At 45.4% G+C, this 26,878-nt stretch carries 24 protein-coding genes and 3 tRNA genes; 12 read left to right on the forward strand and 15 right to left on the reverse strand.

Annotated features, from left to right (window positions below; translation table 11 throughout):
- Positions 1-83 precede the first annotated feature (83 nt).
- A complete protein-coding gene (locus VNE01S_RS00320) occupies positions 84-2,048 on the forward strand; it encodes a DNA topoisomerase III (RefSeq protein ID WP_053396473.1) in 1,965 nt (654 codons plus the stop codon).
- 16 nt (positions 2,049-2,064) lie between these two features.
- Here the strand turns inward: VNE01S_RS00320 and VNE01S_RS00325 are convergent, their stop codons facing one another.
- Entirely contained in the window at positions 2,065-2,748 is a 684-nt protein-coding gene (locus tag VNE01S_RS00325) for an SDR family oxidoreductase (protein WP_053396472.1), read from the reverse strand.
- 192 nt (positions 2,749-2,940) lie between these two features.
- Here VNE01S_RS00325 and VNE01S_RS00330 point away from each other — a divergent pair, with 192 nt between their 5' ends.
- Both VNE01S_RS00330 and VNE01S_RS00335 read left to right on the forward strand, forming a co-directional pair.
- Positions 2,941-3,864, forward strand: a complete 924-nt coding sequence (locus tag VNE01S_RS00330) for a histone deacetylase family protein (RefSeq protein WP_053396471.1) — start codon at positions 2,941-2,943, stop codon at positions 3,862-3,864.
- Between the two features lie 10 nt (positions 3,865-3,874).
- The gene (locus VNE01S_RS00335) at positions 3,875-4,363 is read left to right on the forward strand and encodes an NUDIX domain-containing protein (protein WP_053396470.1); all 489 of its coding nucleotides are present in this window, start codon (positions 3,875-3,877) and stop codon (positions 4,361-4,363) included.
- A gap of 21 nt (positions 4,364-4,384) precedes the next feature.
- Here the strand turns inward: VNE01S_RS00335 and VNE01S_RS00340 are convergent, their stop codons facing one another.
- From VNE01S_RS00340 to VNE01S_RS00360, 5 genes are all read right to left on the reverse strand, one after another.
- Positions 4,385-5,530, reverse strand: a complete 1,146-nt coding sequence (locus tag VNE01S_RS00340; RefSeq protein WP_053396469.1) for an amidohydrolase — start codon at positions 5,528-5,530, stop codon at positions 4,385-4,387.
- A 174-nt stretch (positions 5,531-5,704) separates the two neighbouring features.
- Positions 5,705-5,795 (reverse strand) — tRNA-Ser (locus tag VNE01S_RS00345).
- Positions 5,796-5,983: 188 nt separating this feature from the next.
- A tRNA-Pro gene (locus tag VNE01S_RS00350) sits at positions 5,984-6,060 on the reverse strand.
- 53 nt (positions 6,061-6,113) lie between these two features.
- The gene (locus VNE01S_RS00355; RefSeq protein WP_053396468.1) at positions 6,114-7,922 is read right to left on the reverse strand and encodes a DUF3413 domain-containing protein; all 1,809 of its coding nucleotides are present in this window, start codon (positions 7,920-7,922) and stop codon (positions 6,114-6,116) included.
- A gap of 26 nt (positions 7,923-7,948) precedes the next feature.
- A complete protein-coding gene (locus VNE01S_RS00360) occupies positions 7,949-8,173 on the reverse strand; it encodes a YejL family protein (protein WP_053396467.1) in 225 nt (74 codons plus the stop codon).
- Positions 8,174-8,259: 86 nt separating this feature from the next.
- On the opposite strand from VNE01S_RS00360, the gene yejK reads away from it, so the two are divergent.
- Positions 8,260-9,261, forward strand: coding sequence for a nucleoid-associated protein YejK (gene yejK, locus VNE01S_RS00365; protein ID WP_053396466.1), 1,002 nt, complete (start codon positions 8,260-8,262; stop codon positions 9,259-9,261).
- A gap of 130 nt (positions 9,262-9,391) precedes the next feature.
- Here the strand turns inward: yejK and nhaC are convergent, their stop codons facing one another.
- Complete coding sequence (gene nhaC / locus VNE01S_RS00370; protein WP_053396465.1) at positions 9,392-10,825, reverse strand: Na+/H+ antiporter NhaC; 1,434 nt, start codon at positions 10,823-10,825, stop codon at positions 9,392-9,394.
- Positions 10,826-11,275: 450 nt separating this feature from the next.
- Here nhaC and asd point away from each other — a divergent pair, with 450 nt between their 5' ends.
- Complete coding sequence (asd, locus tag VNE01S_RS00375) at positions 11,276-12,388, forward strand: aspartate-semialdehyde dehydrogenase (protein WP_053396502.1); 1,113 nt, start codon at positions 11,276-11,278, stop codon at positions 12,386-12,388.
- A gap of 73 nt (positions 12,389-12,461) precedes the next feature.
- Here asd and VNE01S_RS00380 read toward each other — a convergent pair whose 3' ends face one another.
- A complete protein-coding gene (locus VNE01S_RS00380; protein ID WP_053396464.1) occupies positions 12,462-13,304 on the reverse strand; it encodes an ion transporter in 843 nt (280 codons plus the stop codon).
- A gap of 50 nt (positions 13,305-13,354) precedes the next feature.
- Positions 13,355-13,993, reverse strand: a complete 639-nt coding sequence (locus VNE01S_RS00385) for a YchE family NAAT transporter (RefSeq protein WP_053396463.1) — start codon at positions 13,991-13,993, stop codon at positions 13,355-13,357.
- 626 nt (positions 13,994-14,619) lie between these two features.
- Between VNE01S_RS00385 and adhE the strand changes: the two genes are divergently transcribed.
- The gene (gene adhE, locus VNE01S_RS00390; RefSeq protein ID WP_053396462.1) at positions 14,620-17,322 is read left to right on the forward strand and encodes a bifunctional acetaldehyde-CoA/alcohol dehydrogenase; all 2,703 of its coding nucleotides are present in this window, start codon (positions 14,620-14,622) and stop codon (positions 17,320-17,322) included.
- 200 nt (positions 17,323-17,522) lie between these two features.
- Positions 17,523-17,879 (forward strand): DUF1428 domain-containing protein, encoded by a 357-nt coding sequence (locus VNE01S_RS00395; protein ID WP_053396461.1) that lies wholly within the window; start codon positions 17,523-17,525, stop codon positions 17,877-17,879.
- Positions 17,880-17,948: 69 nt separating this feature from the next.
- On the opposite strand, the gene minE is transcribed toward VNE01S_RS00395, so the two are convergent.
- Genes minE through minC form a run of 3 tightly spaced genes read right to left on the reverse strand, consistent with a single transcriptional unit; the run spans position 17,949 to position 19,713 of the window.
- Positions 17,949-18,212, reverse strand: a complete 264-nt coding sequence (minE, locus tag VNE01S_RS00400; protein WP_053396460.1) for a cell division topological specificity factor MinE — start codon at positions 18,210-18,212, stop codon at positions 17,949-17,951.
- Between the two features lie 6 nt (positions 18,213-18,218).
- Entirely contained in the window at positions 18,219-19,031 is an 813-nt protein-coding gene (gene minD / locus VNE01S_RS00405) for a septum site-determining protein MinD (protein ID WP_053396459.1), read from the reverse strand.
- A 19-nt stretch (positions 19,032-19,050) separates the two neighbouring features.
- Entirely contained in the window at positions 19,051-19,713 is a 663-nt protein-coding gene (gene minC / locus VNE01S_RS00410; protein ID WP_053396458.1) for a septum site-determining protein MinC, read from the reverse strand.
- A 162-nt stretch (positions 19,714-19,875) separates the two neighbouring features.
- On the opposite strand from minC, the gene VNE01S_RS00415 reads away from it, so the two are divergent.
- From VNE01S_RS00415 to VNE01S_RS00430, 4 genes are all read left to right on the forward strand, one after another.
- Complete coding sequence (locus tag VNE01S_RS00415; RefSeq protein WP_053396457.1) at positions 19,876-20,163, forward strand: YcgL domain-containing protein; 288 nt, start codon at positions 19,876-19,878, stop codon at positions 20,161-20,163.
- A gap of 42 nt (positions 20,164-20,205) precedes the next feature.
- Positions 20,206-21,177 carry a lytic murein transglycosylase gene (locus VNE01S_RS00420; protein WP_053396456.1) on the forward strand — a complete coding sequence of 324 codons (972 nt, stop codon included), beginning with the start codon at positions 20,206-20,208 and terminating at the stop codon, positions 21,175-21,177.
- 49 nt (positions 21,178-21,226) lie between these two features.
- The gene (locus VNE01S_RS00425; RefSeq protein ID WP_053396455.1) at positions 21,227-22,165 is read left to right on the forward strand and encodes a LysR family transcriptional regulator; all 939 of its coding nucleotides are present in this window, start codon (positions 21,227-21,229) and stop codon (positions 22,163-22,165) included.
- A gap of 240 nt (positions 22,166-22,405) precedes the next feature.
- Positions 22,406-23,605, forward strand: a complete 1,200-nt coding sequence (locus VNE01S_RS00430; protein ID WP_053396454.1) for a NupC/NupG family nucleoside CNT transporter — start codon at positions 22,406-22,408, stop codon at positions 23,603-23,605.
- Between the two features lie 71 nt (positions 23,606-23,676).
- On the opposite strand, the gene folD is transcribed toward VNE01S_RS00430, so the two are convergent.
- Entirely contained in the window at positions 23,677-24,537 is an 861-nt protein-coding gene (gene folD / locus VNE01S_RS00435) for a bifunctional methylenetetrahydrofolate dehydrogenase/methenyltetrahydrofolate cyclohydrolase FolD (protein WP_053396453.1), read from the reverse strand.
- Between the two features lie 201 nt (positions 24,538-24,738).
- Between folD and VNE01S_RS00440 the strand changes: the two genes are divergently transcribed.
- Positions 24,739-24,815: transfer RNA gene (locus tag VNE01S_RS00440), tRNA-Arg, on the forward strand.
- A 126-nt stretch (positions 24,816-24,941) separates the two neighbouring features.
- Here the strand turns inward: VNE01S_RS00440 and VNE01S_RS00445 are convergent.
- Entirely contained in the window at positions 24,942-26,309 is a 1,368-nt protein-coding gene (locus tag VNE01S_RS00445) for a Na+/H+ antiporter NhaC family protein (RefSeq protein WP_053396452.1), read from the reverse strand.
- 137 nt (positions 26,310-26,446) lie between these two features.
- Positions 26,447-26,863, reverse strand: a complete 417-nt coding sequence (locus VNE01S_RS00450; RefSeq protein ID WP_053396451.1) for a hypothetical protein — start codon at positions 26,861-26,863, stop codon at positions 26,447-26,449.
- Between the last annotated feature and the right edge of the window lie 15 nt (positions 26,864-26,878).

A 26,878-nucleotide genomic window follows, 5' to 3' on the forward strand; every position in this document is an offset into this window, starting at 1 on the left:
CTGTCTATATTTACAGTTTTTCTTGATTTATAAAGGCCACATTCGATAATGTGGCCTTTATTGTATCTACCCGAACGTATTTTATGTCCCGTCTGTTTATCGCCGAAAAGCCTAGCCTAGGAAGAGCCATCGCCGCGGCTTTGCCCAATCCCCAAAAGAAAGACCAAGGATTTATCCGTTGTGGTAACGGCGATGTGGTGACTTGGTGTATTGGCCACCTGCTAGAGCAAGTTGAACCAGATGCTTACGACGAGAGATACAAAAAATGGAATTTAGCGGACTTACCAATTGTTCCTGAACAGTGGCAGTTACGACCACGAAAATCGGCGAGCAAGCAGTTGACGGTAGTGCGAAAACTGCTCAAAGAATCCAACCAAATTGTTCACGCGGGAGACCCAGACCGCGAAGGGCAACTTCTGGTCGACGAGGTACTCGACTACTGTAAAGTCAGTAAAACGAAGAAAGAATCCGCGCAGCGCCTGTTGATCAGCGACCTCAACTTACCTGCTGTTAAACGTGCGTTAGGCCAGATGCGCAGCAATCGCGAGTTTATTCCGTTGTCTGTTTCTGCGTTAGCACGTTCTCGCGCTGACTGGTTATATGGCATGAACATGTCACGCGCGTATACCTTGCTGGGACAAAAAGCGGGTTATCAAGGAGTGTTGTCGGTCGGTCGAGTGCAAACGCCGGTGCTCGGCTTGGTGGCACGACGTGACGAAGAAATTGAAAACTTTGTACCGAAAGATTACTTCACGTTGCACGCGCTGATCCCGTATCAAGATGGCGCACAACAATTTGATATTCGCGCCCGTTGGAAACCGAGTGAAGCCTGCAAACCCTGGCAAGATGAAGAGGGGCGAGTGCTTAACCGTAAGTTGGTGGAAAACGTCGCAAACCGGATTGCCAATCAACCCGCAACCGTGGTTGAGTCAGAGCAAAAGCAAACTAAACAATCCGCACCGCTACCTTACTCTTTGTCTGCGTTACAGATTGATGCTGCGAAGCGTTTTGGCATGAGCGCCCAGCAGGTTTTGGACACCTGTCAGTCTCTATATGAGAAGCACAAACTGATCACCTATCCGCGCTCAGACTGTCGTTACTTGCCGTTGGAGCATTACGCTCAAGCGCAGAGTGTTTGCCAAGCGATAGGTAACAACGCCAAAGAATTGGGAAAGGCGGTACAAGGTGCGAATCTGTCGCTGAAATCCAAAGCGTGGAACGACAAAAAAGTCGACGCGCACCATGCGATCATCCCGACACCTAAAAAGGCGTCAGTGAACGCGCTATCCGGCAACGAAATGAAAATTTATCAGCAGATTGCTCGCCAGTATCTGATGCAGTTTTATCCTGCTGCAATCTACGCGGAAGCCAAGTTGGTGTTTGATATTGCCGGCGGAACCTTTATTGCCAAAGGCAGACAATTGGTTTCAGCGGGTTGGAAAGAGTTAATGGGCAAAGCAGACGATGAAGACAGCGGCGTTGACGCAGTACCACCGTTAGCTGAAGGCACCGTTTTGACTTGTCGCGAAGGTGAAATCAAAGATCGCAAAACCGAGCCGCCAAAACACTTTACCGAAGCAACGCTACTGCAAGCGATGACGGGAATCGCACGCTTTGTCGAAGATAAAGAGCTGAAAAAGATCCTCAAAGAAACCGATGGCTTAGGAACGGAAGCGACCCGCGCTGGGATATTAGATACCTTGTTCAAGCGCCAGCTACTAAAACGTCAAGGTAAAACGATTTTGAGTTCTCCCGCTGGACGTGGCTTGATTCATGCGCTGCCAAGCGACTCTACTTACCCTGATATGACCGCACATTGGGAACACCAGTTGCAGGGAATGGCCGAGCGCAATCAAGCGTATCAACCGTTTATGCAGTCATTACTTGACCGAATTAATGGACTTATGGGCCAAGTGAAATCAGGCCCGGTCCCGGAGTCTTTACGTCACTTGCCAAAAGTAGAGCGACCAGCATTTAAGCGTAAACGCAAACCCGCGGCCAAAGGGTCGACAAGCAAACGCACTAGTAATAAAAAAGCCAGCGGTTAATGCTGGCTTAGGTCGCTTACCAAGGTAGGTGAGTACCGTCGTAATTGATGAACTCACCGGAATTGGCCGTTGTGGCGTGTTCAATCACTTCAATCAATCCGCGTGCAGATGTCGCAGTATCAATCAAAGCGTTTGGCCCTCCCATTTCGGTTTGCACCCATCCCGGATGCAGGGCGAGCACGGTAAAACCGTCATTGGTCAGATCGTTACTCAAGCTCTTTACTACCGAGTTTAACGCCGCTTTCGATGAGCGATAAATATAGCCTCCACCGGAGGTATTTTCCGTCATACTGCCGACTTTAGAAGAGAGACAGGCAATTTTCTTTAGCGTTCCTAGCTGCAGTTTTGGATAGAGCGCCTCAACCAATTTGAGCGGAGCGATGGTATTAACTTCGAATACCTTACGCCACTCCTCCACATCGGTGTGGCCAAACCCGTAACCTTTTGGTCCGTAATATCCAGCGTTATTGATCAGTAAGTCGAGGCTCGGCAGCACGTCAACTAACGATGAAACCGCTGCATAGTCGGTGATCTCAAGTTGATGACAAATCAAGTCCCCTTTGTCAGCCAAACTTTTCAGCTTATCAGCGCTGTCTTCACTGCGGTATGTCGCGTGGACTTGCCAGCCTTTAGACAACAACTGTTCGACAAGACTTAAACCGATGCCGCGATTCGCTCCTGTAACCAAAACGGTATTCATAGGGGTTCCTTACGTTTGAAACGTTGAATGACAGACCAAGAAATTGTGCGAAGCCAATAAGATAAAATCAAGCAGTTTGCCCATTGTGAGCTGAAATTATGAATATGGATGACAATTGGGTGAACCAGAAAAGGTCGCGACGAGTAAAACAACTTGATAACATGACGGCGTATTTTTTCACTAATGAATCTTATGATCCCACTGATTTACCACTCAATTTATTCTGAGCTTGCCCTCCCGGAAGGACATCGTTACCCCATCAACAAGTATCGCTTGCTGTATCAACAAATCGCCCAGCAATGTTCAAGTGATGAGGATTGGCTACGTACCTTTCGCTTTGTCGAACCCAAGGCGCTCAGTGTGGAAGAAGTGTTGGAAACGCACTGTAGCGAATATGTTGAAGCGCTGGTGTCAGGCTCGTTGCCTGCCGCTAAAATGCGTCGAATTGGTTTCCCGTGGAGTGAGTGCCTGATCACCCGAACGCTGACTTCAGCGGGCGGGACATGCGATACGGTCGAGCAAGCGTTGGCGCAAGGCATCGCGATTCATTTGAGTGGCGGTTATCACCACGCGCACTACGATTTTGGTAGCGGCTTTTGCCTGTTTAACGATCTGGTGTTGGCGGCGAAGCGCGCGCTTAAACAAGATGGCATCGACAAAGTACTGATTGTCGATAGCGATGTGCATCATGGTGATGGTACGGCAACCTTGTGCGCCGATGAATCTGATATCGTTACGCTTTCGTTCCACTGTGCGAAAAACTTCCCTGCGCGCAAACCCGATTCTGATATGGATGTGGCGCTGCCAAGAGAGACTCAAGACAAAGAGTTTCTTGAGTCGTTTTGCTCGGTAGTGGAAATGGCGGTGAACTTGCATCAACCGGATATGATCATTTATGACGCGGGTGTCGATATTCATCAGGATGACGAACTGGGTTATTTCAACGTCTCAACACAGGCGATTGGTCAGCGTGACCGCTTTATGTTTGGCTTAGCACGCAATCGAGATCTGCCAATCGCGTGTGTCGTGGGTGGCGGTTATCGTAGCCAGCATCAAGACCTAGTGCCAATCCACATGCAGCTCATCGACGCCGCGAAAGCAATTTACGGCGAATAAGGATGAAGTGATGAAACACAGAATACGCGCAGCAGGGATCTTAATCGAAGAAGACGCGGTGTTGTTGGTGAAAGTAAAAGACTTCAGTGGCGAGTATTGGATTCTTCCCGGTGGCGGAATGGAGCAGGGAGACACCAGCACTAAAGCGTGCGTAAAGCGAGAGTTTTTCGAAGAAACTGGCTTAGACGTGGAAGTAGGGGAACTGGTTTGTGTTCGCGAGTTTCTCGAAACCAGTAAGGGGCGTTATAACGCGGAGTTCTTTTACCAAGTGACAGGATACCGCGGCGAAATACACATTCAAAACCTCAAGGGCTTGAGTGATGAGGAGTACATTCAAGCGGTCGAATGGGTTCGCGTCACTGAGTTGTCAGGCAAAAGGCTTTATCCAGTCGAACTCCAATCTCGTTTGCTCACCATGATTAAAAAGCGTAATTATTCGACTCACCTTGGCGCGTATGTCCAAGGTGAGTTCGAAACCATCAACTATCTAGACCAATAACGCTTTGGCGTGGCAGGCATGTTATCCATGCAACGCTTTCGCTAAGCTGATAAACATAGTGCCAGCGGTTTCTAAAATTTCATCGGGGAAGTCATAGTCAGGGTTGTGTAGCTCAGGGTGCGCTTCTCCACTGCCGATACAAAATAGCGCGCCATTCCATTGAGTCAGGAACTCGGCAAAGTCTTCTGACCAACGCATCGGCTCTTCAAGTTGATGTACATTGAGCTGGCTTTGCTTGGCGACTTGCTTAACCAGTTCGACATGAGAGCTTGAATTCACCGCTGCGTTGAATGGTTCATCCCAAGTCATTTCCATCTCTAAACCATACTGGGCGGCAAGTTGTTCCACTTTACTGGTTAGTTGACGCTTCATATCACTGAACGCGCGATTACACTCACTGCGCATGGTCGCCATCACTTTTGCCTCACCCGGCGCAATACCAAACGCTTCTTCACCAAGACTGGCGTGAACAATGGTCACTAAGCAGAAAGCATCCTGATAGCGGTCCGCGAGAGATTGCAGAAAACCGATAAGCTCTACCATCGCATTGGTCGGGCTTATTCCGTTTTCGGGCCTCGCGGCGTGAGAGGTTTTGCCTTTTAAACTCACCAGAGCGCCAACTGACGCACAGGCGAAGGTGTTGTCTTTGATGATGATCTCATGCAGTGGAAAGCCGGGTAAATTGTGATAAGCAAAGACGTTATCAATCGGCTGCTCGGCAAGATGCTTATCGCGAATCATCGCGTCTGCACCTGTACCCGTTTCCTCTGCGGGTTGGAACAAGAGAATAACTTTGCCGTGTTGGGGCAGGTGTACGCTTAAGTGCTTCGCCACTTTTAACAGCGAGACGGTATGTCCGTCGTGTCCGCACGCATGCATGATGCCGTCGTGGTGAGATACGTGGTTATGGTTAGCTTTCTCTGTAATCGGAAGTGCATCAAAATCGGCGCGAAATAACGTTGTTTGACCTGGTTTCCCGCTATCGATAACGCAAAACAGACCATGTCCGCCGACACCGATAACTGGATCTAAACCAAAAGAAGCGAGCTGAGTAGCAATGACTTGTGAGGTGTTGACTTCGTTCCCCGATAATTCAGGAAAACGGTGCAGTTGCTGGCGAAAAGCAATCGCATCAAAGGTTGGCGTGGTAGTTAGTTGCTCGCTCATCGATTATCCCTTCCATTAGTGCAAGCTCCCATTTTTAGACCTAGAACAGCAGATGTTCAACCGTCTGATAGGAAATCTCTCGGTAGGATCAAAATTAATTTTATTGGCGATGGCGATAAGTTGAGGAGGATAAACGAAAAAAGCCTGCTGATTTCTCAGCAGGCTTTTCGAATGTGGCGGAGAGATAGGGATTTGAACCCTAGATACGCTATTAACGTATGCCGGTTTTCAAGACCGGTGCTTTCAACCACTCAGCCATCTCTCCGTTGTTGCAGCGAATAATATAGGGGTTGCGAAAACTTGTAAACCCCTAAAATGATTGTTTGCTGCATTTGTAGGCGCTTGGAGCTAAAAATAAGATTAAGCGCGTATTTTTACATCAATTTTGTGTGAAATAAGATGGAATATAGTCTTTAAATGAAAAAAGAGAGCCGAAGCTCTCTTTTAGGTGTATGGTCGGACTGACTGGATTTGAACCAGCGACCCCCGACACCCCATGACGGTGCGCTACCAAACTGCGCTACAGTCCGATTGAAATAATCTATCTACAATCAGCAGGGTCGTCAATAGCTAAGAATTTGATTTAGTTCCCTTTTGCGTAGAATCGCTGTAGCTCAGTTAAACCTTGCATTAGCACTGGCAAGGTAGGGTTTTCATCTTTCAGGCGAACGTAGTCACTGTTATAGAGTTTGTAGTTACCAAACTTATCGATAACCGTTGTATCTTTAGTCGTGATAAGCGCTAGTTCTTTTGTATCACCAGCCAGAATCCACTTTCTAGAACGTTCATCAAACATGTTACGGCCGCTACTGAATTCGTTTGGATTAGAGGATACACCCAATAAATCCTGAAGTAAGGTGACAGACAAATCCAAATGGCTCGTACGGTGAGTATACTCAGAGGCCATTTTACCAGGCCAGTGAACAATCATTGGCACCTGAAGTTGGTAACGGCTGTAATTGGTATTAGAGCCCCAACTGTTGGTTTTGGTCTCATTAAACTCGGTGCCATGGTTGGATGTAATCACAACGATGGTTGAGTCACTAAGCTGCAAAGATTCTATTTCTGTCAATAGAGCAGCTAGCTCGTGATCCGCCTTCTGGACAGACTCTTTGTAACCTGACTTAAGTCTTTCTTCGTTGGTTTGCTGCTTAGTGTTGTTTTCGTACGCATTGAAGTTAGTCAGCGTCGTTAATTCTATGAAGCTAAACCAAGTTGAACCGTCTTGTTCTTTTACCCAATCTGACCATGCCGATATTGTCTGCATATCCGCTGAATTACCGGTGATAAATGGAATACCTGTAAATTTCATACCGCGGAAAATGGATTCCCCGAAAATCGGGTCATCGAAGTTGTCACTACTAAACAAACCAAAGTTGTACTTTTTGTTTGCTAGGGTATCGATAAGAACTGGCTTTTCACCTTGGGTTTTAATACTTGGAGCATACGCGCTCGGCAAACCATAAAACAAACCAAATACACCATAAGTATCGTTACTGGAACTGTAATGATTGGTGAAATTCAAATTGTTCTGCGCAAACGCATAAGTCGATGGCATCCACTCTGGGTTTAAGGCGTCCGCTCTCAAGTTGTTCACACTCACAACCAGAACATTCAATGGATTGGCGCGGCGGCTAAACGTTAATGTTTCTAGCGGGTAGTTAACGAGCTCCGTATTCTCTTCTTGCTCTTGCTTTAAACGCTTCATGTATTCGTCACGATCAAACAAGCCGTGTTTTTCCATGAACGACTTGGCGGTCATCGGATAAGAAAGCGGGAAATTTGCACGCTGAGCGGTTATCGGATTATAGAAATACGCATCCGCCCAAACATAGATAAGATGGCTAGAGGTAAAACTGGCAAAAAACAGAATAGCCAGAGGACGGCCAATGTGTTTGTGTGACAATTTTCGTTGTTTGCGCCAAACCCACTCTGATAGCCCTAGCTGAAGCATAAAAATCAGCGGCATGACAATGAATAAATGTTGGAGGTCAGCACTTACATGTGAATCATTGTCGGTAAACAATACCTCCCACACCACAGGGTTTAGGTGGAGGTTGATGGTTTGATATGCCTGGGTGTCGACAAGCAGTAGAGTAAGCCCCAATGTGGCAAAACAAACTGCAATGAGTCGAAACAGCTTTCTTGAGGGGATCAAGAAAGTCAGCGGAAACAGAACTAACAGGTAGAGAGCGAAGACTAAGAAACCAAAATGCCCGACCCATGATAAAGCTAAGTATACTTGCCCTAATAATGTTTCCGGCCATGGCGACTGAGATATGAAACGGGTTCCTATCAACATTGCTGCAATAATGTTGAAAAAGGCGAACCAATGCCCCCAACCTACTAAACGTGATACACGCTCACCGTATGTGTTTCCGCTATCTACCATGTATTTATTCTATGTTTTTATTGCGATTAATGAGATTTGTCTTCAATAGAAGAAACAAGTGCTTGTGCAAATTTTTCTGCAATTACCTTGCGTTGTGAAGGAGCAACATCTTGATTTAAGACATTGGTAGCGATATTGCCTGCAATCATCAATGAAAGTTCTGGACCTGCTGAGTGTTTCTCAAGAACCGCTGCAATCTCAGTTAAGATCTGTTCAACTTTGTCGTCGCTGTATTTAGAAGTAATTGGCATAAAAGTGTTCTAATGTTGATAGTAAAGCGACTTATGATAACCTACAATGCCACGCAACTGAAACCTATGCAGCGATAAATTTCATCATGAGCATTCAACTTTCAAACGTTATCCTCCACCAACTGCAAAAAAACGATTCAGATGAGCTGATTGTGAATTTCAGGCAAGAATCTCTGGCGAACGATGGTTCAACCGAAAACCTTGTTGCTGAGTTGCACCGCGTGTTCAACTTTAAAGCTGGTAAAGGATTTGGTTCTTTCAAATCGGACAGCGAATTTCAGCATTGGTTGCAAGAATTACGTAAAGGTGAGAAAAACTTCTACGACTTTTCTCAAACTAGCGCGACGCGCTTGAAAGAAGAGCTGTCTAAGTATCCGTTTGCCGATGAAGGCATCTTGGTATTTGCTGAATATCAATCGCTAGCTACAGACTATCTTTTTGTCGCAATCATTCCTTCTAATCAAAGCCTTAAAGTGACTGAAGGTCTCGATATTAGCGCAACAGATTATCTTGATATCAGTAAGATGGATATCGCCGCGCGCATTGACTTAACAAGCTACGAAACAGACAAAGATTCCAACCGCTACTTGGCTTACATTAAAGGTCGAGTTGGTCGTAAAGTTGCAGACTTTTTCTTAGACTTTTTGCAAGCAGAAGTTGGTCTAGATACTAAGCAGCAAAACCAAGTCTTGATGCAAGCGGTTGAAGACTTCTGTGCGGATTCTAAGTTAGAGAAAGATGAAGCCATCAGCTATAAAAAGCAGGTAGCGGAATACTGCAGTGAGCAGATTAAATCTGGCGATGAAGTGTATGTTAAAGAGTTGTCTGGAGAACTTCCTGCATCTCAGGATGGGACTAGCTTTCTTGATTACACCCAAGAACAAGGTTATGAGCTGGAGGAAAGCTTCCCTGGTGACAGAACAGCGGTGCGTAAACTAACGAAATATGTTGGTGCTGGTGGCGGGGTCAGTATTAACTTTGACAGTTTGCTGCTGGGTGAGCGTATTTTTTATGATCCAGAGACGGATACCTTAACCATTAAAGGCACCCCACCTAACTTACGCGATCAATTGACCCGAAATCGATAATCACTAAAACGGCAGGGTGTTTTTGTTTAGCATTCCGCAAGTGATCGAAGAAACGTTGTACTGTTTTCTTCAGATGCAAAAAAAGAGCGCTAGTCACAGCGCTCTTTTTTATTATGTTCATTTCGTTAGGTTAAGCGGTTTGCTTAGCTAACTCTGCTTGTTCTTCGGCTTCTGCATTGGCTGTTGGTTCACATTTATCAACAAACCAACCCATGTATGAAGTGATGATCGTAACAATAATACATACGAAGCTCAGCCACATGAATGGGGCGTAAGAAAGCGTTGCTACACCCAGAATGCTCGCCATGTAGATACCGTTATCACTCCAAGGAACCATGCCCGAAGTCAGCGTACCGCCAAACTCTGCGTTACGTGACAAGTTTTTACGTTGGTAGCCCAGTCTGTCGTAGTTCTTCGCACAAATCTTTGGCGTCAAAATAAGTGAAACGTACATAGCAGAGCCAAATACGTTACCTAGGAATGCTGTACCAATCGTGCTGCTTGCCAAAGAACCCGCACTTTGAACACGACGTTCAAACAGCTTAGCAACTGTCTCAAGTACGCCAACTTTATCCAGTAGGCCACCGAAGCCAAGACCAAATACAATCACTGCAACGGAACCTAGCATAGAAGACATACCACCACGATTAAGAATCGAGTCGATAAACGCGACGCCAGATTCAATTTCGTAAGGTGCCCAAGCCGTGTTAAATGCCTGAAGGAAGTTAACATCTTGAATCATCACTGCCCAGATAATACCCAGTAGCGAACCAAAGCTAATCACAGGGAATGACGGCATACGCATCGCCAGTAAACTTAAGACGATAGCAACTGGAACAAAAGAGTAAGGTGTTATGTAGAACTGTTGCTCCATTGCCGCAATCACAGATTGAACCTGAGACATATCAACGTTACCAGCATAGTGGAAACCAAAAGCAGTAAACATAATGCCAGTGATGACATAGCTGATTAGCGCGATTGGCAGCATGCCCTTAATATGTTCCACGACTTCAACGTTCGACATTGAAGACGCCAGAATGACTGAGTCAGACAGTGGAGACATCTTATCGCCAAAGTAACAGCCTGAAAGTACTGCACCTGCTGTGATAGGCGCCGGAATACCTAACCCTTGGCCAATCCCCATCATTGCGATACCTGCTGTACCAGCCGCACCCCAAGAAGTGCCTGTAGCCAGTGCAGTTAATGAACAGATGATCATCGTAGCAAGAAGGAAAATAGAAGGATGGATTGCTTTCAGACCATAATAGATGATGGTTGGTACGATACCGCCAGAGATCCATGTACCTACCAAAGCGCCAACAGCGAGTAAGATAAGTACCGCGCCAAGACCATTTGAAATGCCGTTAAGCGCTGCTTTTTCAAGATCCTTGTATTGATGGCCTAGGCGAATACCAAGCACCATGATAATGAACCAACCAATGTACAGTGCGAGCTGGATTGGTAAGTGTAATTTTGCTGTGAATGAAAATGCCATTAGCAAGAAAAGACCAAGGGCAAAAATAACCTGCATCAAGCTGGGCAGACGTGGGGAAAGTTGCGTCATACAGAGCCTCTTATAAGTATTATGAACCGATAGCTTTTCACACATAGCAAAGAAAGCTACCGCAAGGGTTAACTCCTATTCGGGTACGAAGTGAACCTTACATTACTCGGGATAATATTTCGAGGAATTATGATTTTTGTGTATTTTTAACTCACAAAAGTTTAATTTTAAGAATAAGTATTTTATTTTTTGTTAATGTGAGTGGGTTAAAATGTTTTGTCATGTAACTTTTGTGTGTCACAAGGTGTAAGGAAATGTTTTTATAAAATCACTCTTTGTCTAGAAATATATCAACCGGCTAAATTGCATACAAAAACAGCGGTTTATCTGAGCATTGTTAGAATTGACCCAAAAGTTATCGTTTTTATTTAAATTTCCCTTGAGATTTTGTTGTGAAAATTGAACTATGGATCACTTGGTTTTTGTAAATCTTTACATGGAGAGTTGATGATGAGAGTAGGTTTAGTTGGCTGGCGTGGTATGGTTGGTTCAGTACTAATGCAGCGAATGGTAGAAGAGGGTGACTTCGATTTGATCGAACCAGTCTTTTACAGTACGTCGCAAGTAGGCATTCCCGCGCCAAACCTAGGCAAAGAAGCCGGAAATCTACAAGATGCTTATGACATCGACAGTTTAAAACAGCTAGATGCTGTGATCACCTGTCAAGGTGGTAGCTACACAGAGAAAGTGTACCCAGAACTTCGTAAAGCGGGATGGAAAGGTTACTGGATTGATGCTGCTTCTACACTACGTATGGCAGAAGACTCGATTATTACCTTAGATCCAGTCAACTTAACTCAAATCCAGCAAGGTATTCACGGCGGCACAAACACTTTTGTCGGTGGTAACTGTACGGTAAGTTTGATGCTAATGGGTCTTGGTGGCCTATTTGAGAAAGGCCTTGTCGAGTGGGCAAGCGCAATGACTTACCAAGCCGCTTCAGGTGCTGGTGCACAGAACATGCGTGAGTTAATTTCACAAATGGGTGTGATTAACGATTCGGTAAGCTCAGAGCTCGCAAACCCAGCAAGTTCTATTCTAGATATTGATAAGAAAGTTGCGGATACAATGCGCAGCTCATCGTTCCCAACAGATAAATTTGGTGTGCCACTGGCTGGTTCTTTGATCCCTTGGATCGATGTGAAACGCGATAACGGCCAAAGCAAAGAAGAATGGAAAGCGGCAGTAGAAGCAAATAAGATCTTAGGCTTCAACGACGCTCCAGTGCCAATCGATGGAACTTGTGTTCGTATCGGAGCAATGCGTTGTCACTCACAAGCTTTAACAATTAAGCTGAAGCAAAACGTGCCAATGGACGAGATCGAAGAAATGATCGCGACTCATAATGATTGGGTCAAAGTCATTCCTAACGATCGTGATATTACTGCGCAAGAGCTAACGCCTGCGAAGGTGACAGGCACCATGTCGGTACCTGTGGGTCGTTTACGTAAAATGGCAATGGGTGATGATTTCCTTAACGCATTCACTGTCGGTGACCAACTGCTTTGGGGTGCAGCAGAGCCACTACGACGCACACTGCGCATTATCCTAGCTGAAAAGTAATCCCAACATTGTGTTAATAAAAAAGCGCCGATTGGCGCTTTTTTGTTTTTATCTGCATGAAACTAAGAAAAAGCTACTCTTCGTTAGTAACGACTCTTTGATCGGGGTCTGCTAATTCTCCACCACAGTGTTTACAGTGCATGGCATCTGAATCATGGCCACTTTGAGAGCAGTTCGGACATTTTACCAATGATTTGTGTGACTGCATTTCTTGGTGTAACTCAGCGGTAAAAATGCCAGTGGGAACCGCTAAGATGGAATAGCCCATTAACATCGTCAGTGACGCAATGGCTTTTCCTAATCCAGTTTGTGGCACTAGGTCGCCATATCCTACTGTTGTGATAGTCACAATGGCCCAGTAGATGCTCATCGGAATGCTGGTAAACCCATTTTCAGGCCCTTCAATGACGAAAATCAGAGAGCCAAAGATGGTGACAAGTATTGCGACCGTTGTAAAAAAGATAAATATCTTTCGCCTCGCCATCAAAAGAGAGCGCAGTAAAATGTTGGACTCTTGTAAGTAGCGTACCAATTTAAGAATTCGAAATATCCGCATCACGCGAAGCGCTCTAATCACCCCCATAAAAGAGGCCGATGGGAAGAAAAGAACTAAATAAGTCGGCAAGATCGCAAGTAAATCGACGACACCATAAAAGCTTTTTGCATACGCCATTGGCTTTGGAGAGCAATACAACCTCAACATGTACTCAATAGTGAATAGCCCGGTAAACATGTATTCCAGGTATTTGAGTTCTCTAGACCACTGTGCACTTATTGAGGGGATGGAGTCCAAGACAAGGACTACCAGAGAACTCATAATCGCAATGATCAGCGCGATATCAAATGTTTTACCTGCACGAGTGTGGGTACCAAAAATAGTGACGTAAAGAGTGTGTTTTACAGAATTATCAGTCATAACAAAGCGATCCGTACATGAATCGCTCCATCATACAATCTTAATGAAAGTCAGGCTAATCCAGGGAAAAGGTTACGTAAGCCGTTGGCAATAAACTCGATACCTAGTGCACCAAGGATCAATCCCATAATACGAGTGATGACGTTAATTCCAGTTTGGCCAAGGAATCGCACAATCAGCGGTGCAGAACGGAATAATAACCAAGAACATAAACAGAACACCCCAACAGTGACAGCAATTCCCACAGTGTCCAACATACTTGGATAGCGTGCGCCATAGACAATAGTAGAGCTAATTGCACCAGGTCCTGCCATTAAAGGCATTGCCAAGGGTACGACACCGATTTGCTCTCGACTCACGTACTCAGATTTTTCCTGCTTGTTTTGCTTATCCTCACCTAATTTACCGCTCATCATTGAAAAGGCGATGCTGAGTAAAAGTAAGCCGCCAGCTACTCTAAATGAATCCAGAGAGATACTGAACATATCCAGCAGTAACTGACCCGCGAGTAAAGACACAATTAATATGATAGCAACGGCCACATTCGCTGTGGTTGCAGTTTTGTGTTTCTCTTCCAGTGTCATGTGACCGGTTAAAGAAACAAAAACAGGCATTATGCCAACAGGGTTTACAGCGGCGACTAGCCCGAGAAAAAACTGTAAGAAGATAGCAGCTTCAAAAGTTTGCATTAAGTGTATCCACACAAAGTAAAGGGAAAGCGAGGTATAGGCGAAATATAGTCTAAAATGTCGGAGGCAACGAATGAAAAAAACTAACGGTAATCGGTCCCATTACTGAGAAATTCTAATTTTTGACAGGTAAGTAAATAAAACGGACATGCTTTGTTAAGCATAATACTGAGTGTTTTGTAAGCGGGTTTACATAAACGTTAATAATTGTACATTTTTGATCGGAGGGTAGACCAAAATGGAGCCAAAATACCTTGTTGCATACTCTATCGGTGGCACATTTTTTGTGGTACACATGTAAGTCTGTGGTCGATAAATGAAACTTTTTTACAAATTGTTGTCGCTTTAAATAGTTAATTGTCTGGTTGATGTTATTTTGCTCAATTGTCAGATGTGATTTAAATCCTTATTTTTCATTGGTTTGAGTGATTTTGTGCGATGCGTATAACACTTATTGGGTATTTATTTTTTCAGAACTGATCTGAGTCAATATTTTTCATAACATGAAATAATATACTCAGCCCTGAAAGCAATTTACTAAGATATTCTGTTTAGTTACACGTAAAAACGTACACAGTTTGCTTAATAAAAAGTTTTTAATATTTGTTAATTTTAGGAGAATCCCTATGCCTGTAACTAATATGGCTGAACTAGATGCAATGGTTGCTCGCGTCAAGAAAGCGCAAGAAGAGTTCGCTACTTACTCTCAAGAGCAAGTGGACAAAATCTTCCGTGCAGCCTCTCTTGCAGCTAACCAAGCGCGTATCCCGCTAGCACAACAGGCGGTGGAAGAGTCTGGTATGGGTATTATTGAAGATAAAGTAATTAAGAACCACTTTGCTTCTGAGTTTATCTACAATAAATACAAAGACGAGCAAACTTGCGGCATCCTAGAAGAGGATGACAACCTTGGTACTATGACTATCGCTGAACCTGTAGGTATCATCTGCGGTATCGTACCAACAACTAACCCAACTTCTACGGCTATCTTCAAATCTCTAATCTCTCTGAAGACTCGTAACGGTATCATCTTCTCACCACACCCACGTGCGAAAAACTCAACTAACGATGCAGCGAAACTGGTTCTAGATGCAGCAGTAGCCGCGGGCGCGCCAAAAGACATCATTGGTTGGATTGACCAACCATCTGTAGAGCTTTCTAACGCTCTTATGAAGCACGACGACATTGCACTTATCCTTGCAACTGGTGGTCCAGGCATGGTTAAAGCTGCATACTCTTCTGGTAAACCAGCGATCGGTGTAGGTGCGGGTAACGTTCCAGTTGTTATCGATGAAACAGCAGACATCAAACGTGCAGTCGCATCTGTACTTATGTCTAAAACGTTCGATAACGGCGTAGTATGTGCTTCTGAGCAAGCGGTTATCGTCGTTGACGAAGTTTACAACGAAGTAAAAGAGCGTTTTGCGACTCACAAAGCACACGTTCTATCAAAATCAGATGCAGATAAAGTGCGTAATGTACTGCTAATCGATGGTGCACTAAACGCGAAAATCGTTGGTCAACCAGCAACAGCAATCGCAGAAATGGCAGGTGTAAAAGTTCCTGCAGACACTAAAGTACTTATCGGTGAAGGCCTAGGTAAAGTGTCTTACGATGATGCATTCGCTCACGAGAAACTATCTCCAACTCTAGGTATGTTCCGCGCTGACAACTTCGAAGACGCAGTTGCTCAAGCGGTAACTATGGTTGAAATCGGTGGTATCGGCCACACATCTGGTCTTTACACTAACCAAGACGTAAACGCAGATCGTATCCGTTACTTCGGTGACAAAATGAAGACGGCACGTATTCTTGTAAACATCCCGACAACTCACGGTGGTATCGGTGACCTTTACAACTTCAACGTTGCGCCTTCTCTAACTCTAGGTTGTGGTTCTTGGGGTGGTAACTCTATCTCTGAGAACGTAGGTCCTAAGCACCTAATCAACAAGAAAACTGTAGCGAAGCGAGCTGAAAACATGTTGTGGCACAAACTACCTAAGTCTATCTACTTCCGTCGTGGTAGCCTTCCAATTGCTCTAGGTGACTTAGAAGGTAAGAAACGCGCATTCCTAGTCACTGACCGTTTCCTATTTAATAACGGCTATGCAGATGACGTAGTTCAGCTTCTTAAAGCACAAGGTATGGAAGTTCAAACATTCTTCGATGTTGAAGCGGATCCAACACTATCTGTGGTTGAAAAAGGCGCGGCTGCGATGAACAGCTTCCAGCCTGACGTAATCCTAGCGCTAGGTGGTGGTTCACCAATGGATGCGGCTAAGATCATGTGGGTAATGTACGAGCACCCAGAAACGCACTTTGAAGAGCTTGCAATGCGCTTTATGGACATCCGTAAACGTATCTACAAGTTCCCTAAAATGGGTCAAAAAGCTGAGCTTGTATGTATCACTACAACTTCAGGTACGGGTTCAGAAGTTACGCCATTTGCGGTTGTTACTGACGACAAAACTGGCGCTAAATACCCACTAGCTGACTACGAAATCACGCCAAACATGGCTATCGTTGATGCGAACCTAGTTATGAACATGCCTAAGTCTCTAACAGCATTTGGTGGTTACGATGCAGTTACTCACGCTCTAGAAGCTTATGTATCTGTTCTTGCGAACGAATACTCTGACGGTCAGGCTCTACAAGCACTTAAGATGCTAAAAGAGTACCTACCATCAAGCTACGCGAACGGTGCAAACGACCCAATCGCTCGTGAAAAAGTACACAATGCAGCAACTATCGCGGGTGTCGCATTTGCGAACGCATTCCTAGGTGTTTGTCACTCAATGGCGCACAAACTAGGTGCTGAGTTCCACTTGCCACACGGCCTAGCGAACGCACTACTGATCTCTAACACAGTACGTTACAACGCGAATGACAACCCAACTAAGCAAACTGCGTTCTCTCAATACGACCGTCCACAAGCACGTCGTCGTTACGCTGAAGTTGCTGACCACCTAGGCCTAAGCCAAGCTGGTGACCGCACTGCTCAGAAGATTGAACGTCTATTAGCATGGTTGGATGAGCTAAAAGTGAACCTAGACATTCCAATGTCTATCCAAGCAGCGGGTGTTGCAGAGTCTGACTTTATCGCAAAACTAGACGAGCTAGCGGTTGAAGCGTTCGATGACCAATGTACTGGTGCGAACCCTCGTTACCCTCTAATCAGCGAGTTGAAAGAAGTTCTAACGGCTTCTTACTACGGTAAAGCTTTTGTTGAAGGTGAAACTTTCGAAGGTACTACTGTAATCAAGAAGAAAGCAGACCAAGAAGCAGCGAAAGCCACACCTAAAGCAAAAAAAGAAAAAGCGAACGCATAAGTAAGGCGTAAGTTTTGAGATAGGTTTTCGCTAGCACGAAACCTACAAATCGGGAAAAAGAACAAGCCCCAGCCGTAAGGTTGGGGCTTTTTTCGTTTTTAGCCTGTCTCGTGTAAACACATTGTGGGGCGAGACAATCTAACGCAAACCGTCGATTTGTACCCTACACTCATTTTCGTACAGGGCAAGGAGATAGGTTTATGAGTTATGTCGATGGATTTGTGGCGGCGGTACCAGAGAAAAACAAACACCTTTATATTGAACATACTCAGAAGGTAGCAAAGATTTTTCGGGAGTACGGAGCCAGAGAATATGTGGAATGCTGGGGAGATGATATCCCTGACGGCACTCAAACATCAATGAAAATGGCAGTGAAGCTCGAAGAGGGGGAAGTGGTGGTGTTTTCGTGGATAGTGTGGCCGTCAAAAAGCATGAGAGATCTCAATGTGCCTAGGGTGATGCAAGATCCTCGGATTATCGAAGAGAAAAGCAAGATGCCATTTGATGCGTCGAGGATCATTGTCGGCGGATTTGAAACCATCGTCGATGAAAGGTGAGAATAAGTGAGCAGGATAATAATAAAAAACCCTCTGCACTACAGAGGGTTTGTCATGCTGAGTTAGAGATTACTTCTCGTCTTCAGGTAACTTAACATTCAGCTCTAGTACTGAAATGTCATCGTCCTTATGCTCAAAGGAGAGGTCAACCATTGCTGGGTCAATAGCGACATATTTACCAATAACTTTTAGAATATCTTCCTTCAGTTGAGGTAAATAAGAAGGCGCTGGATCCCCCTGGCTACGACGCTCTGCAACAATAATTTGCAGTCGCTCTTTGGCTAAATTCGCAGATGATTTTTTCTGCGGGCGGAAAAACTCAAGTAGTGACATGCCTCTTTAGCCTCCAAATAGTCGTTTAAAGATTCCTTTTTTCTGTTCAGTCAAGAAGCGGAAATCCACTTGCTCACCGAGCAGACGTTCTACTGTATCATTGTAGGCCATACCCGCATCTGATTGTTCATCAAAGCTTACAGGTACACCTTTGTTTGACGCATTCAATACCGCCTGACTTTCTGGGATAACACCCAACAATGAAATGTGAAGAATCTCTTCCACATCTTCTACACTCAGCATGTCGCCTTGGCTTACGCGTGCAGGGTTGTAGCGAGTCAGTAGCAGGTGTTGTTTCACAGGTTCTAGGCCCGCTTCAGCACGACGAGACTTAGAGTCTAAAATACCGAGAATGCGGTCTGAGTCGCGAACTGAAGAGACTTCAGGGTTGGTTGTCACAATCGCTTCATCGGCAAAGTAAAGTGCCATAAGAGCACCTTGCTCGATACCTGCTGGTGAATCACAGATAACGAAATCGAAGCCCATTTCATCTAACTCATCAAGGATGCGTTGGACCCCGTCTTTGGTTAACGCGTCTTTATCGCGTGTTTGAGAAGCCGGCAGAATGAACAGGTTGTCAGTACGCTTATCTTTAATCAACGCTTGGTTTAGTGTTGCTTCACCATTGATAACGTTAACGAAATCGTACACGACACGACGTTCACAGCCCATGATTAGGTCAAGGTTACGCAGACCGATATCAAAATCGATAACCGCGGTTTTCTTGCCTTTTACCGCAAGACCAGATGCGATCGCGGCACTTGACGTGGTTTTACCAACACCACCTTTACCTGACGTTACAACAATAATGCGTGCCATTATTTGTTCCTTATAATCTTTAAATCGTTAATAGCTCGAACTTGAGTGAATCATCGCTCAAGCTAAATATTACTTTTTGTTGCCAAAATTCTTCAGCAAACTGCTCTGTTAACCAGTAGTGCCCAGCGATAGACATGAGTTCGGCGTTGAGCTTATTGCAGATGATTACCGCATCTTGGTTGCCGCTTGCACCTGCGATAGCACGTCCTCGTAATGTTCCGTGGATATGAATCGAACCATCTGCAATGACCTCAGCTCCTTCGCTTACGTGATTGAGTACCACCAAATCACAATCTTTAGCATAGACTTGCTGACCTGAACGAACAGGAGAGCGAACTATCTTGGTCGGAGCCATTTTGGCGGGTGCCTGATTTGGCGATTTACTCGCCGACATAATGGCGAACGAGGCGTCAGACGCCAAATTCTGGGTTCGTTTGTCTTTACAACCCGTAACTCCCACTGGAATCATTCCCGCGTCTGCGATTCCATTTTTCAGTGCTTGGAAATCAATATCACCATCTACTTTTGAAATATTGATGACAACTGGTGCAGATGCAAAGAAAGTCGGTGCTTGTTCTACTTTCTCTTTGAGGAAATGCACAGTTTTCTCAATGTCGTTATCACTTAAATGTAAAACCGACAATGTGAAGCTACTGCCTTTTAGGTCTGGAGAATGTGACATCTTTTTTCTTACAACCTCGTAAGGGCGTTGCCTGAGACTAGGGTTCTCATGTTATATTCCCACAATAAGCACAGCAAGTTATCTTGCGCTCAATTGAGTGTTTTGCTCTCAAAAAAGTGAAACATTAACGTTTATTGACTCTTAGTGGACAAAAGGCCTCCCATGCTTTGTGCAATTTATAAAAGTTCGAAAAAAGAGGGCGCTTACCTCTATATCCCAAAAAAGGATGATTTTTCACAAGTTCCAGACACATTAATGCAGATGTTTGGTAAACCTACCATGGTTATGATGATCAAGTTAGACGGTCGTCAACTTGCGACTGTCGATATTGAAAAAGTGAAACAATCTCTGGAAAGTGAGGGTTTTTTCCTTCAATTGCCGCCACCACCAAAGAATCTTTTGGAAGAATACAAAGAGCAGAAAAAAGCTCGCCAACAGTCCGAAGAATAATAATAACGGACATCATTTAATCAGTTGCTCAAGGAGGGCAATGTGAAAAAATTTTTGTCAGTCATACTAGGTGCATCTATTGCTAGCTCAGCGTTTGCGAATGAGATGAGTTTTGAGCAGTACGTTGAAAAATTAAAAGCAGAAGCGCGAACGAAAGGCATTTCTGAACAGGTTATTTCGGTGGCATTTGAAGATGTCACATACAAGCCAAGAGCGGTGAAGGCGGATCGCAACCAGCCAGAGAAAAAACTGACACTCGATGAGTACATTCCAAGAGCGGTACCGGCGTGGAAGGTCAAACAGGCGAAAGCACTGTACCAAAAGCACCATGAGGCACTGACTGCGGTTGGTGAAAAATACGGTGTACAGCCAAGATTCATCGTTGCGCTGTGGGGCGTAGAAAGTAACTTTGGCCGATTCACTGGTAATTACAGCGTGATCGATGCGCTGTCTACCATGGCTTACGAAGGCCGACGTGAAGAGTTTTTCCGCAAGGAAGCCATGGCTGCATTACAGATTTTGGATGAGGGCCATATCCCGCATTCTGAATTTAAAGGCTCGTGGGCGGGTGCAATGGGCCAATGCCAGTTCATGCCGAGTTCATTCCTGTCATTTGCTGCAGACGGCGACGGTGACGGTAAGAAAGACATTTGGAACACGGAAGCCGATGTTTTTGCTTCTGCTGCGAATTACCTAAGCCAATCTGGGTGGCAAAAAGATTATACTTGGGGCCGTCAGATCAAATTGCCGGAAGGGTTTGATACCAGTATTCAAGGACGAAGCGCTGAAAAAGGCAAATACTTGAAAGAGTGGGGCGAGCTTGGTCTCACTCGTTACGATGGCCGTCCATTGCCTCAGTTAGATAACGATATTAAAGCCTGGTTGATTGCCCCTGATGATGCGAATGGCAGAGCCTACTTGGTTTACAATAACTATAACGTGTTGATGAAGTGGAATCGTTCTTACTACTTTGCACTGGCGGTGAGCCATTTGGCTGATAGAATCGTTCTATAATTATTTTTGAAGGGGCTCAGTTGAGCCCCTTATTATTTTCGGAGTTATTGTGTTATCTGATCGCGCTTCTCAGATGGTGATATTTTCAGCGTTGCTGACCCATAAAAATTTTACCGCTGCGGCACGTAGCTTAGGGGTTTCTGTTTCGCACGTGAGTAAGCAGCTTGCGTTACTTGAGGAATCTTTGGGTGTAAAGCTGGTACAGCGAACAACGAGAAGTTTCACCCCAACCGAGGTCGGGGAGCAGTTTTTTAACCATTGCCAACAAATCGTCCAGACAGTAGAAGAAGCTCAGAGAGAGATAGAAAGCCAGCGCGATGAAGTGTCCGGATTAATAAAGATCGGCATTTCGCAATCTTTTGGTTCATTGCACATCTTACCAGCAATCGATGAGTTCAGAGATCAATACCCAAACCTTCAGGTTGAAATGCATTTGTTTGACTACCGTGTTGATATGCTGCAAGAAGGGTTGGATCTCTGGATCACTAATAATGAAACCCTACCCGAAGGGTACGTCGCACAGCGACTGGCGGACAGCAAGTTTGTCGTTGCCGCATCTCCTGAGTACTTAATGAAACACGATACGCCGCACCATCCGAATGATTTGGCCACTCACAACTGTTTGATTTACAGAAGTTGGGAAAGGGACTACACCAGTTGGGCGTTTGCCAAACCGGGGGAGCAGCTCAATGTCAAAATATCGGGTAACTATTCGGTTGATTTAGCCGAAGCTGTTCGGGATGCGGCCGTTGCAGGGTGGGGGATTGCTTATTTAGCAACATATCTTATCCGGGATGAGTTTAAAGATGGCCAACTTATTCAATTGTTGCCGGATTGGCAGCCTAGCCAAGACATGCCTTTCTATGCGGTTTATCCCTCTCGTCGATATTTACCCAAAAAGACAGCGGCGGTTATCGAGTTTATCAAAGGAAAAATTGGCTCGCCATGTTATTGGGACAAGCAACTTGCTCCTTACCTTCAGCGCTAGCTGAAAGCTTTTTTGGGTAACATAAACGTAAGAAATTATTTCCTTTCCTATAAACATATTTTCCAAATGGAAAAAATCCCAGTTAGCAAACGTTTATATCCATATAAAACATAGAGTTATCTTCTTGGTTGTTTATTGAACTTTGCAAAATACAGTTTGTTAACAACTGTGATTTGCATCTCATTTTTATCTGCATATTATCCGGCGCAATTTATTTGCCCCTTTTTCGTCGGAATACTTATGAACTCACTACTTGGAATCGTCGCCATTTTTGCCTTGGCGTGGCTACTTTCTACAAACAGAAAAAATATCAAGATTAAAACGGTCGTATTCGCTTTTGCTTTGCAAGTGGTATTTGCACTGCTGGTACTTTATGTACCCGCTGGGCGTGAAGCGCTACGCGCGGTCAGTGGTGTCGTTTCTAATTTGATCAACTACGGGCAAGAAGGTATCGGCTTCCTCTTTGGTGATCTTGCTACAGGTGGGTTCACCTTTGCGATCAACGTGCTTGGTATCATCATCTTTTTCTCTGCGCTGATCTCAGGTTTATACCATCTTGGTGTGATGCCTCGAGTGATCAATTTCATTGGTGGTGGAATTCAAAAACTATTAGGGATCGGTCGAGCGGAGTCTTTGTCTGCCACTGCAAACATTTTTGTTGGTACGATTGAAGCGCCGCTGATGGTCAAGCCGTACCTAAAGCATATGAGTGACTCTCAGTTCTTCGCAGTCATGACGGGAGGCTTGGCTTCTGTTGCTGGTGGTACGCTTGTTGGCTATGCCTCGTTGGGTGTGGATCTTAACTACCTGATCGCGGCAGCATTTATGTCGGCACCAGCCGGTCTTTTAATGGCAAAAATTCTGATGCCAGAATCTGAGGTGAAAACACCAGACATTAATATTAGCGATGTTGAGATCCCACGCGCGACAAACGTGGTTGAAGCGTTAGCAGATGGTGCCATGGCTGGCGTCCGTATTGCTGTTTCTGTTGGTGGTACACTGCTGGCGTTTATCAGTGTGATAGCACTTTTAAACGGCATGCTAGGTTGGTTTGGTGACCAAATTGGCACAGAGATGAGTTTTGAACTGATCTTAGGCTACCTATTTGCGCCTGTTGCTTGGTTGCTGGGTATTCCTTGGAGTGAAGCGATTACCGCAGGCTCTCTGATAGGTAACAAAATCGTGGTGAATGAATTTGTTGCTTTCATCCAGTTGGCGGAAGTACAGTCTGAGTTGAGTGAACACTCACAAGCCATTGTGACCTTTGCACTGTGTGGTTTTGCGAACATCTCAAGCATGGCGATGCTGATTGGTGGACTAGGGTCACTGGTTCCTGAAAAGCGCGCATTTGTATCTAAGCATGGCTTTAGAGCGATCACTGCTGGGGTGATGGCAAACTTGATGAGCGCGTCGATCGCAGGCGTTATCATGAGCCTGTAAACGCTCTATGACGAAATAAAAAACGGGTAGCTCAGTGGCTACCCGTTTTGCTATCTAACAGTACGCATTGGCTATTTTTTTGTATGGAACTGTTCACAAGCCAACATAGTGTTTTCAATCAGGCTTGCCACTGTCATCGGGCCAACACCACCAGGAACTGGGGTAATAAAGCTTGCACGATCACGCGCTTTAGAATACTCCACATCGCCAACTAGCTTGCCTGTATCTAGGCGGTTGATACCCACATCGACCACAACAGCGCCTTCTTTGATCCACTCACCAGGCACAAAGTTTGGTTTGCCAACAGCTACAACAACAACGTCAGCTTGGCGTACATGGCCTTCTAGATCTTTCGTAAAACGGTGACAAGTCGTGGTAGTACAGCCAGCAAGCAGCAGCTCTAGTGTCATTGGGCGACCAACAATGTTAGAAGCGCCAACGACGACCGCGTGTTTACCGCGTAATTCAATGTTGTAGCGATCCAATAAGGTAATAATGCCTTTTGGTGTACATGAACGAAGCTTAGGAATACGCTGTGCTAGACGACCTACGTTGTATGGGTGGAAGCCATCCACATCTTTCTCTGGGTGGATACGTTCCAGCACGTGTGTTGAATCAATGCCAGCCGGAAGAGGAAGCTGAACTAGAATACCATCAATCTCATTGTCTGCATTCAGCTCATCAATCAGAGCAAGTAGCTCTTCTTCGCTGGTGCTTGCAGGAAGATCAAAAGATTTAGACACAAACCCAACCTCTTCACACGCGCGGCGCTTACTGCCAACGTAAACTTGAGAAGCGGGATCTTCACCGACTAATACCACAGCAAGACCAGGTGCGCGTAGGCCAGCTTCCACACGAGCTTTTACTCGCGCAGCAACTTCTGATCGAACAGTTTGAGAAATAAGCGTTCCATCGATATTTTGAGCAGTCATGACTTTCCTTCAATGAGAATGGCGAATAATTTGCAGCGCATTGTCGCAAATTATTTGACGAACATCTATAAGCAAACGTTTGCTTCGTGGTGTTTTTAATCAAAATATAATCTAGTGACTTTTTTTTAGTCATTCAGATCATAATGTTATGAAAAGCCCTTGTGTTACGAGTTTGAACTCGTATAATCCTTTCCCTGTAGCGCGCCCTTAGCTCAGCTGGATAGAGCACGTCCCTTCTAAGGATGTGGTCATTGGTTCGAATCCAATAGGGCGTGCCATTTATTTTAAAGCCCCGATAACTCAATGAGTTGTCGGGGCTTTTTCGTATCTGGCAGTACTTAACCCTAAAAAAGCCAGTCACGGTTGACTGGCTTCGCTGTTTGGAGCTGTGATTTTTGTTTGGCTTAGCGATTAGCCACTAATGCTGAACGGCGTGATGGATGCTTAAAGAACACCGCCAGTAAGGCTGCGATCGCCAGCGCAAAGCAGTAGTATGAGTTTGCTACTATCTCGATAGGTGAAAGCTGGAACACAGAACCTAGCAGAAGTACCTGAGCGCCGTAAGGCAGTACGCCCTGCATAACGCATGAGAAGATATCCAGCAAACTGGCTGAGCGGCGCGGCGTGACGTTGTGCTCTTCCGCCAATTCGCGCGCCACACTACCCGAGACAATAATCGCGACGGTATTGTTGGCGGTGCAGGTGTTGACCAGCGCCACCAGACTCCCGATGCCGAGTTCGCTTGCGCGGCTGTTGGCTTTTGAAGAGTGACTAGAGCTAAACGCTTTAATTGTCTTACTGATAAAGTTGGTTAAGAAAGCTAAGCCACCTTGGCGACGCATGAGCTCGCTCAAGCCCCCAATCATCATCGACAGCAAGAAGATCTCCTGCATATTGCCAAAGCCAGCATAAATATCTTTGCTTAAATCGGTCAGCGTGTAGCTATCCACCGAGGTTAGGCTCACCCCACCAGCGAGTAGAATTCCCACCGATAGCACCACAAACACGTTCAAGCCAGCGACCGCCAGCACAAGAATCGTAATGTAAGGTAGTACTTTAAGCCATTCAATCGGGCCTGTTTCTGGTACTTGCGTCGCCGAGCTGTTGAAGGCGAACAGCACCAGTGCAAAGAACGCAGCAGGCAGAGCAATGCGCACGTTTTCGCGGAATTTGTCTTTCATCTCACAGCCTTGAGAGCGCGTTGCCGCGATGGTGGTATCGGAGATGATTGAAAGGTTATCACCAAACATTGCGCCACTGAGCACGACCCCAGCGGTCAGCGGTAGGCTCATTCCTGCTGATTGGGCAATACCCATCGCAACTGGTGCAACCGCCGCGATAGTGCCCATAGAGGTCCCCATCGCTGTTGCAATAAAAGCGGAGATCAAAAAGATGCCCGGCAGAATCATGCTGGTTGGGATAGCAGATAGACCCAGGTTCACTGTGGCATCCACGCCGCCAGAGGCTTTAGCGACTGCAGCAAATGCGCCTGCGAGCAAGTAGATCATACACATCGCGATGATGTCCTGATGGCCGACACCGCGTAAGAATTGTTCTATAGAGCGGTTAAGCGAATCTTTACTGAGCAACAGAGCCACCACGATGGCAGGCAATGCCGCTACAGGTGCAGGCAGTTGGTAAAACGCGAAATCGACACCTTGGAAAGAGAGGTAGGTGCCCACGCCAATAAACAGCGCTAGGAACACGAGTAAAGGGATCAGTGCGACCGCAGATGGTGCCGTGGTTTGGTTTGAATCTTGGGAACAGGACATGTAAACGATAGTATTGACAGTAAGGGAGGTAAGAAGCCTACTGGTACATTGGCTATATGTCAATATAGACGTCCAAACGTCTGGGTGTTTTTACTGTTGAAAGTCCTGGTTGGTTAAAGGGTTTCTTATCGTTGATACTAAAAATGGAGCAGTAAGTAATAGTCTAGAATGACAAACGCAACGCAAAGTATCAGCGTGATAAGGCTCGCGACCCATTGTTGCTTGCTGCTCAATGTCGGGCGATTGTATTGGTCTTTTTTATAACGCCAAACAGAGAGTGGGGCGGTGTAACGCCAAATCCATACTAAGTAAGACTGTAAAAATAGAAAGAAACAAAGCTCCTCTACACTAACTCCTCTACCAATGTCTGTACGAGCAGGCAAGATATCTGTAAACATATCGTATAGGAGAACCACGGAAGAGCTCCACAGAGAGAACAGAATAGCAGTTAGAATAAAGAAGGTGCGTCGCTGTTTTGCGGGAGGCAAGCGAAGCGGGAATGCTTTGTTCGATTTTTCGCCATACTGCCAGTGTTGTTGGTTGTCGTCTTGCATGACTTATCCTGTGAA

This window comes from Vibrio nereis NBRC 15637, assembly GCF_001591105.1.
Taxonomy (GTDB): domain Bacteria; phylum Pseudomonadota; class Gammaproteobacteria; order Enterobacterales; family Vibrionaceae; genus Vibrio; species Vibrio nereis.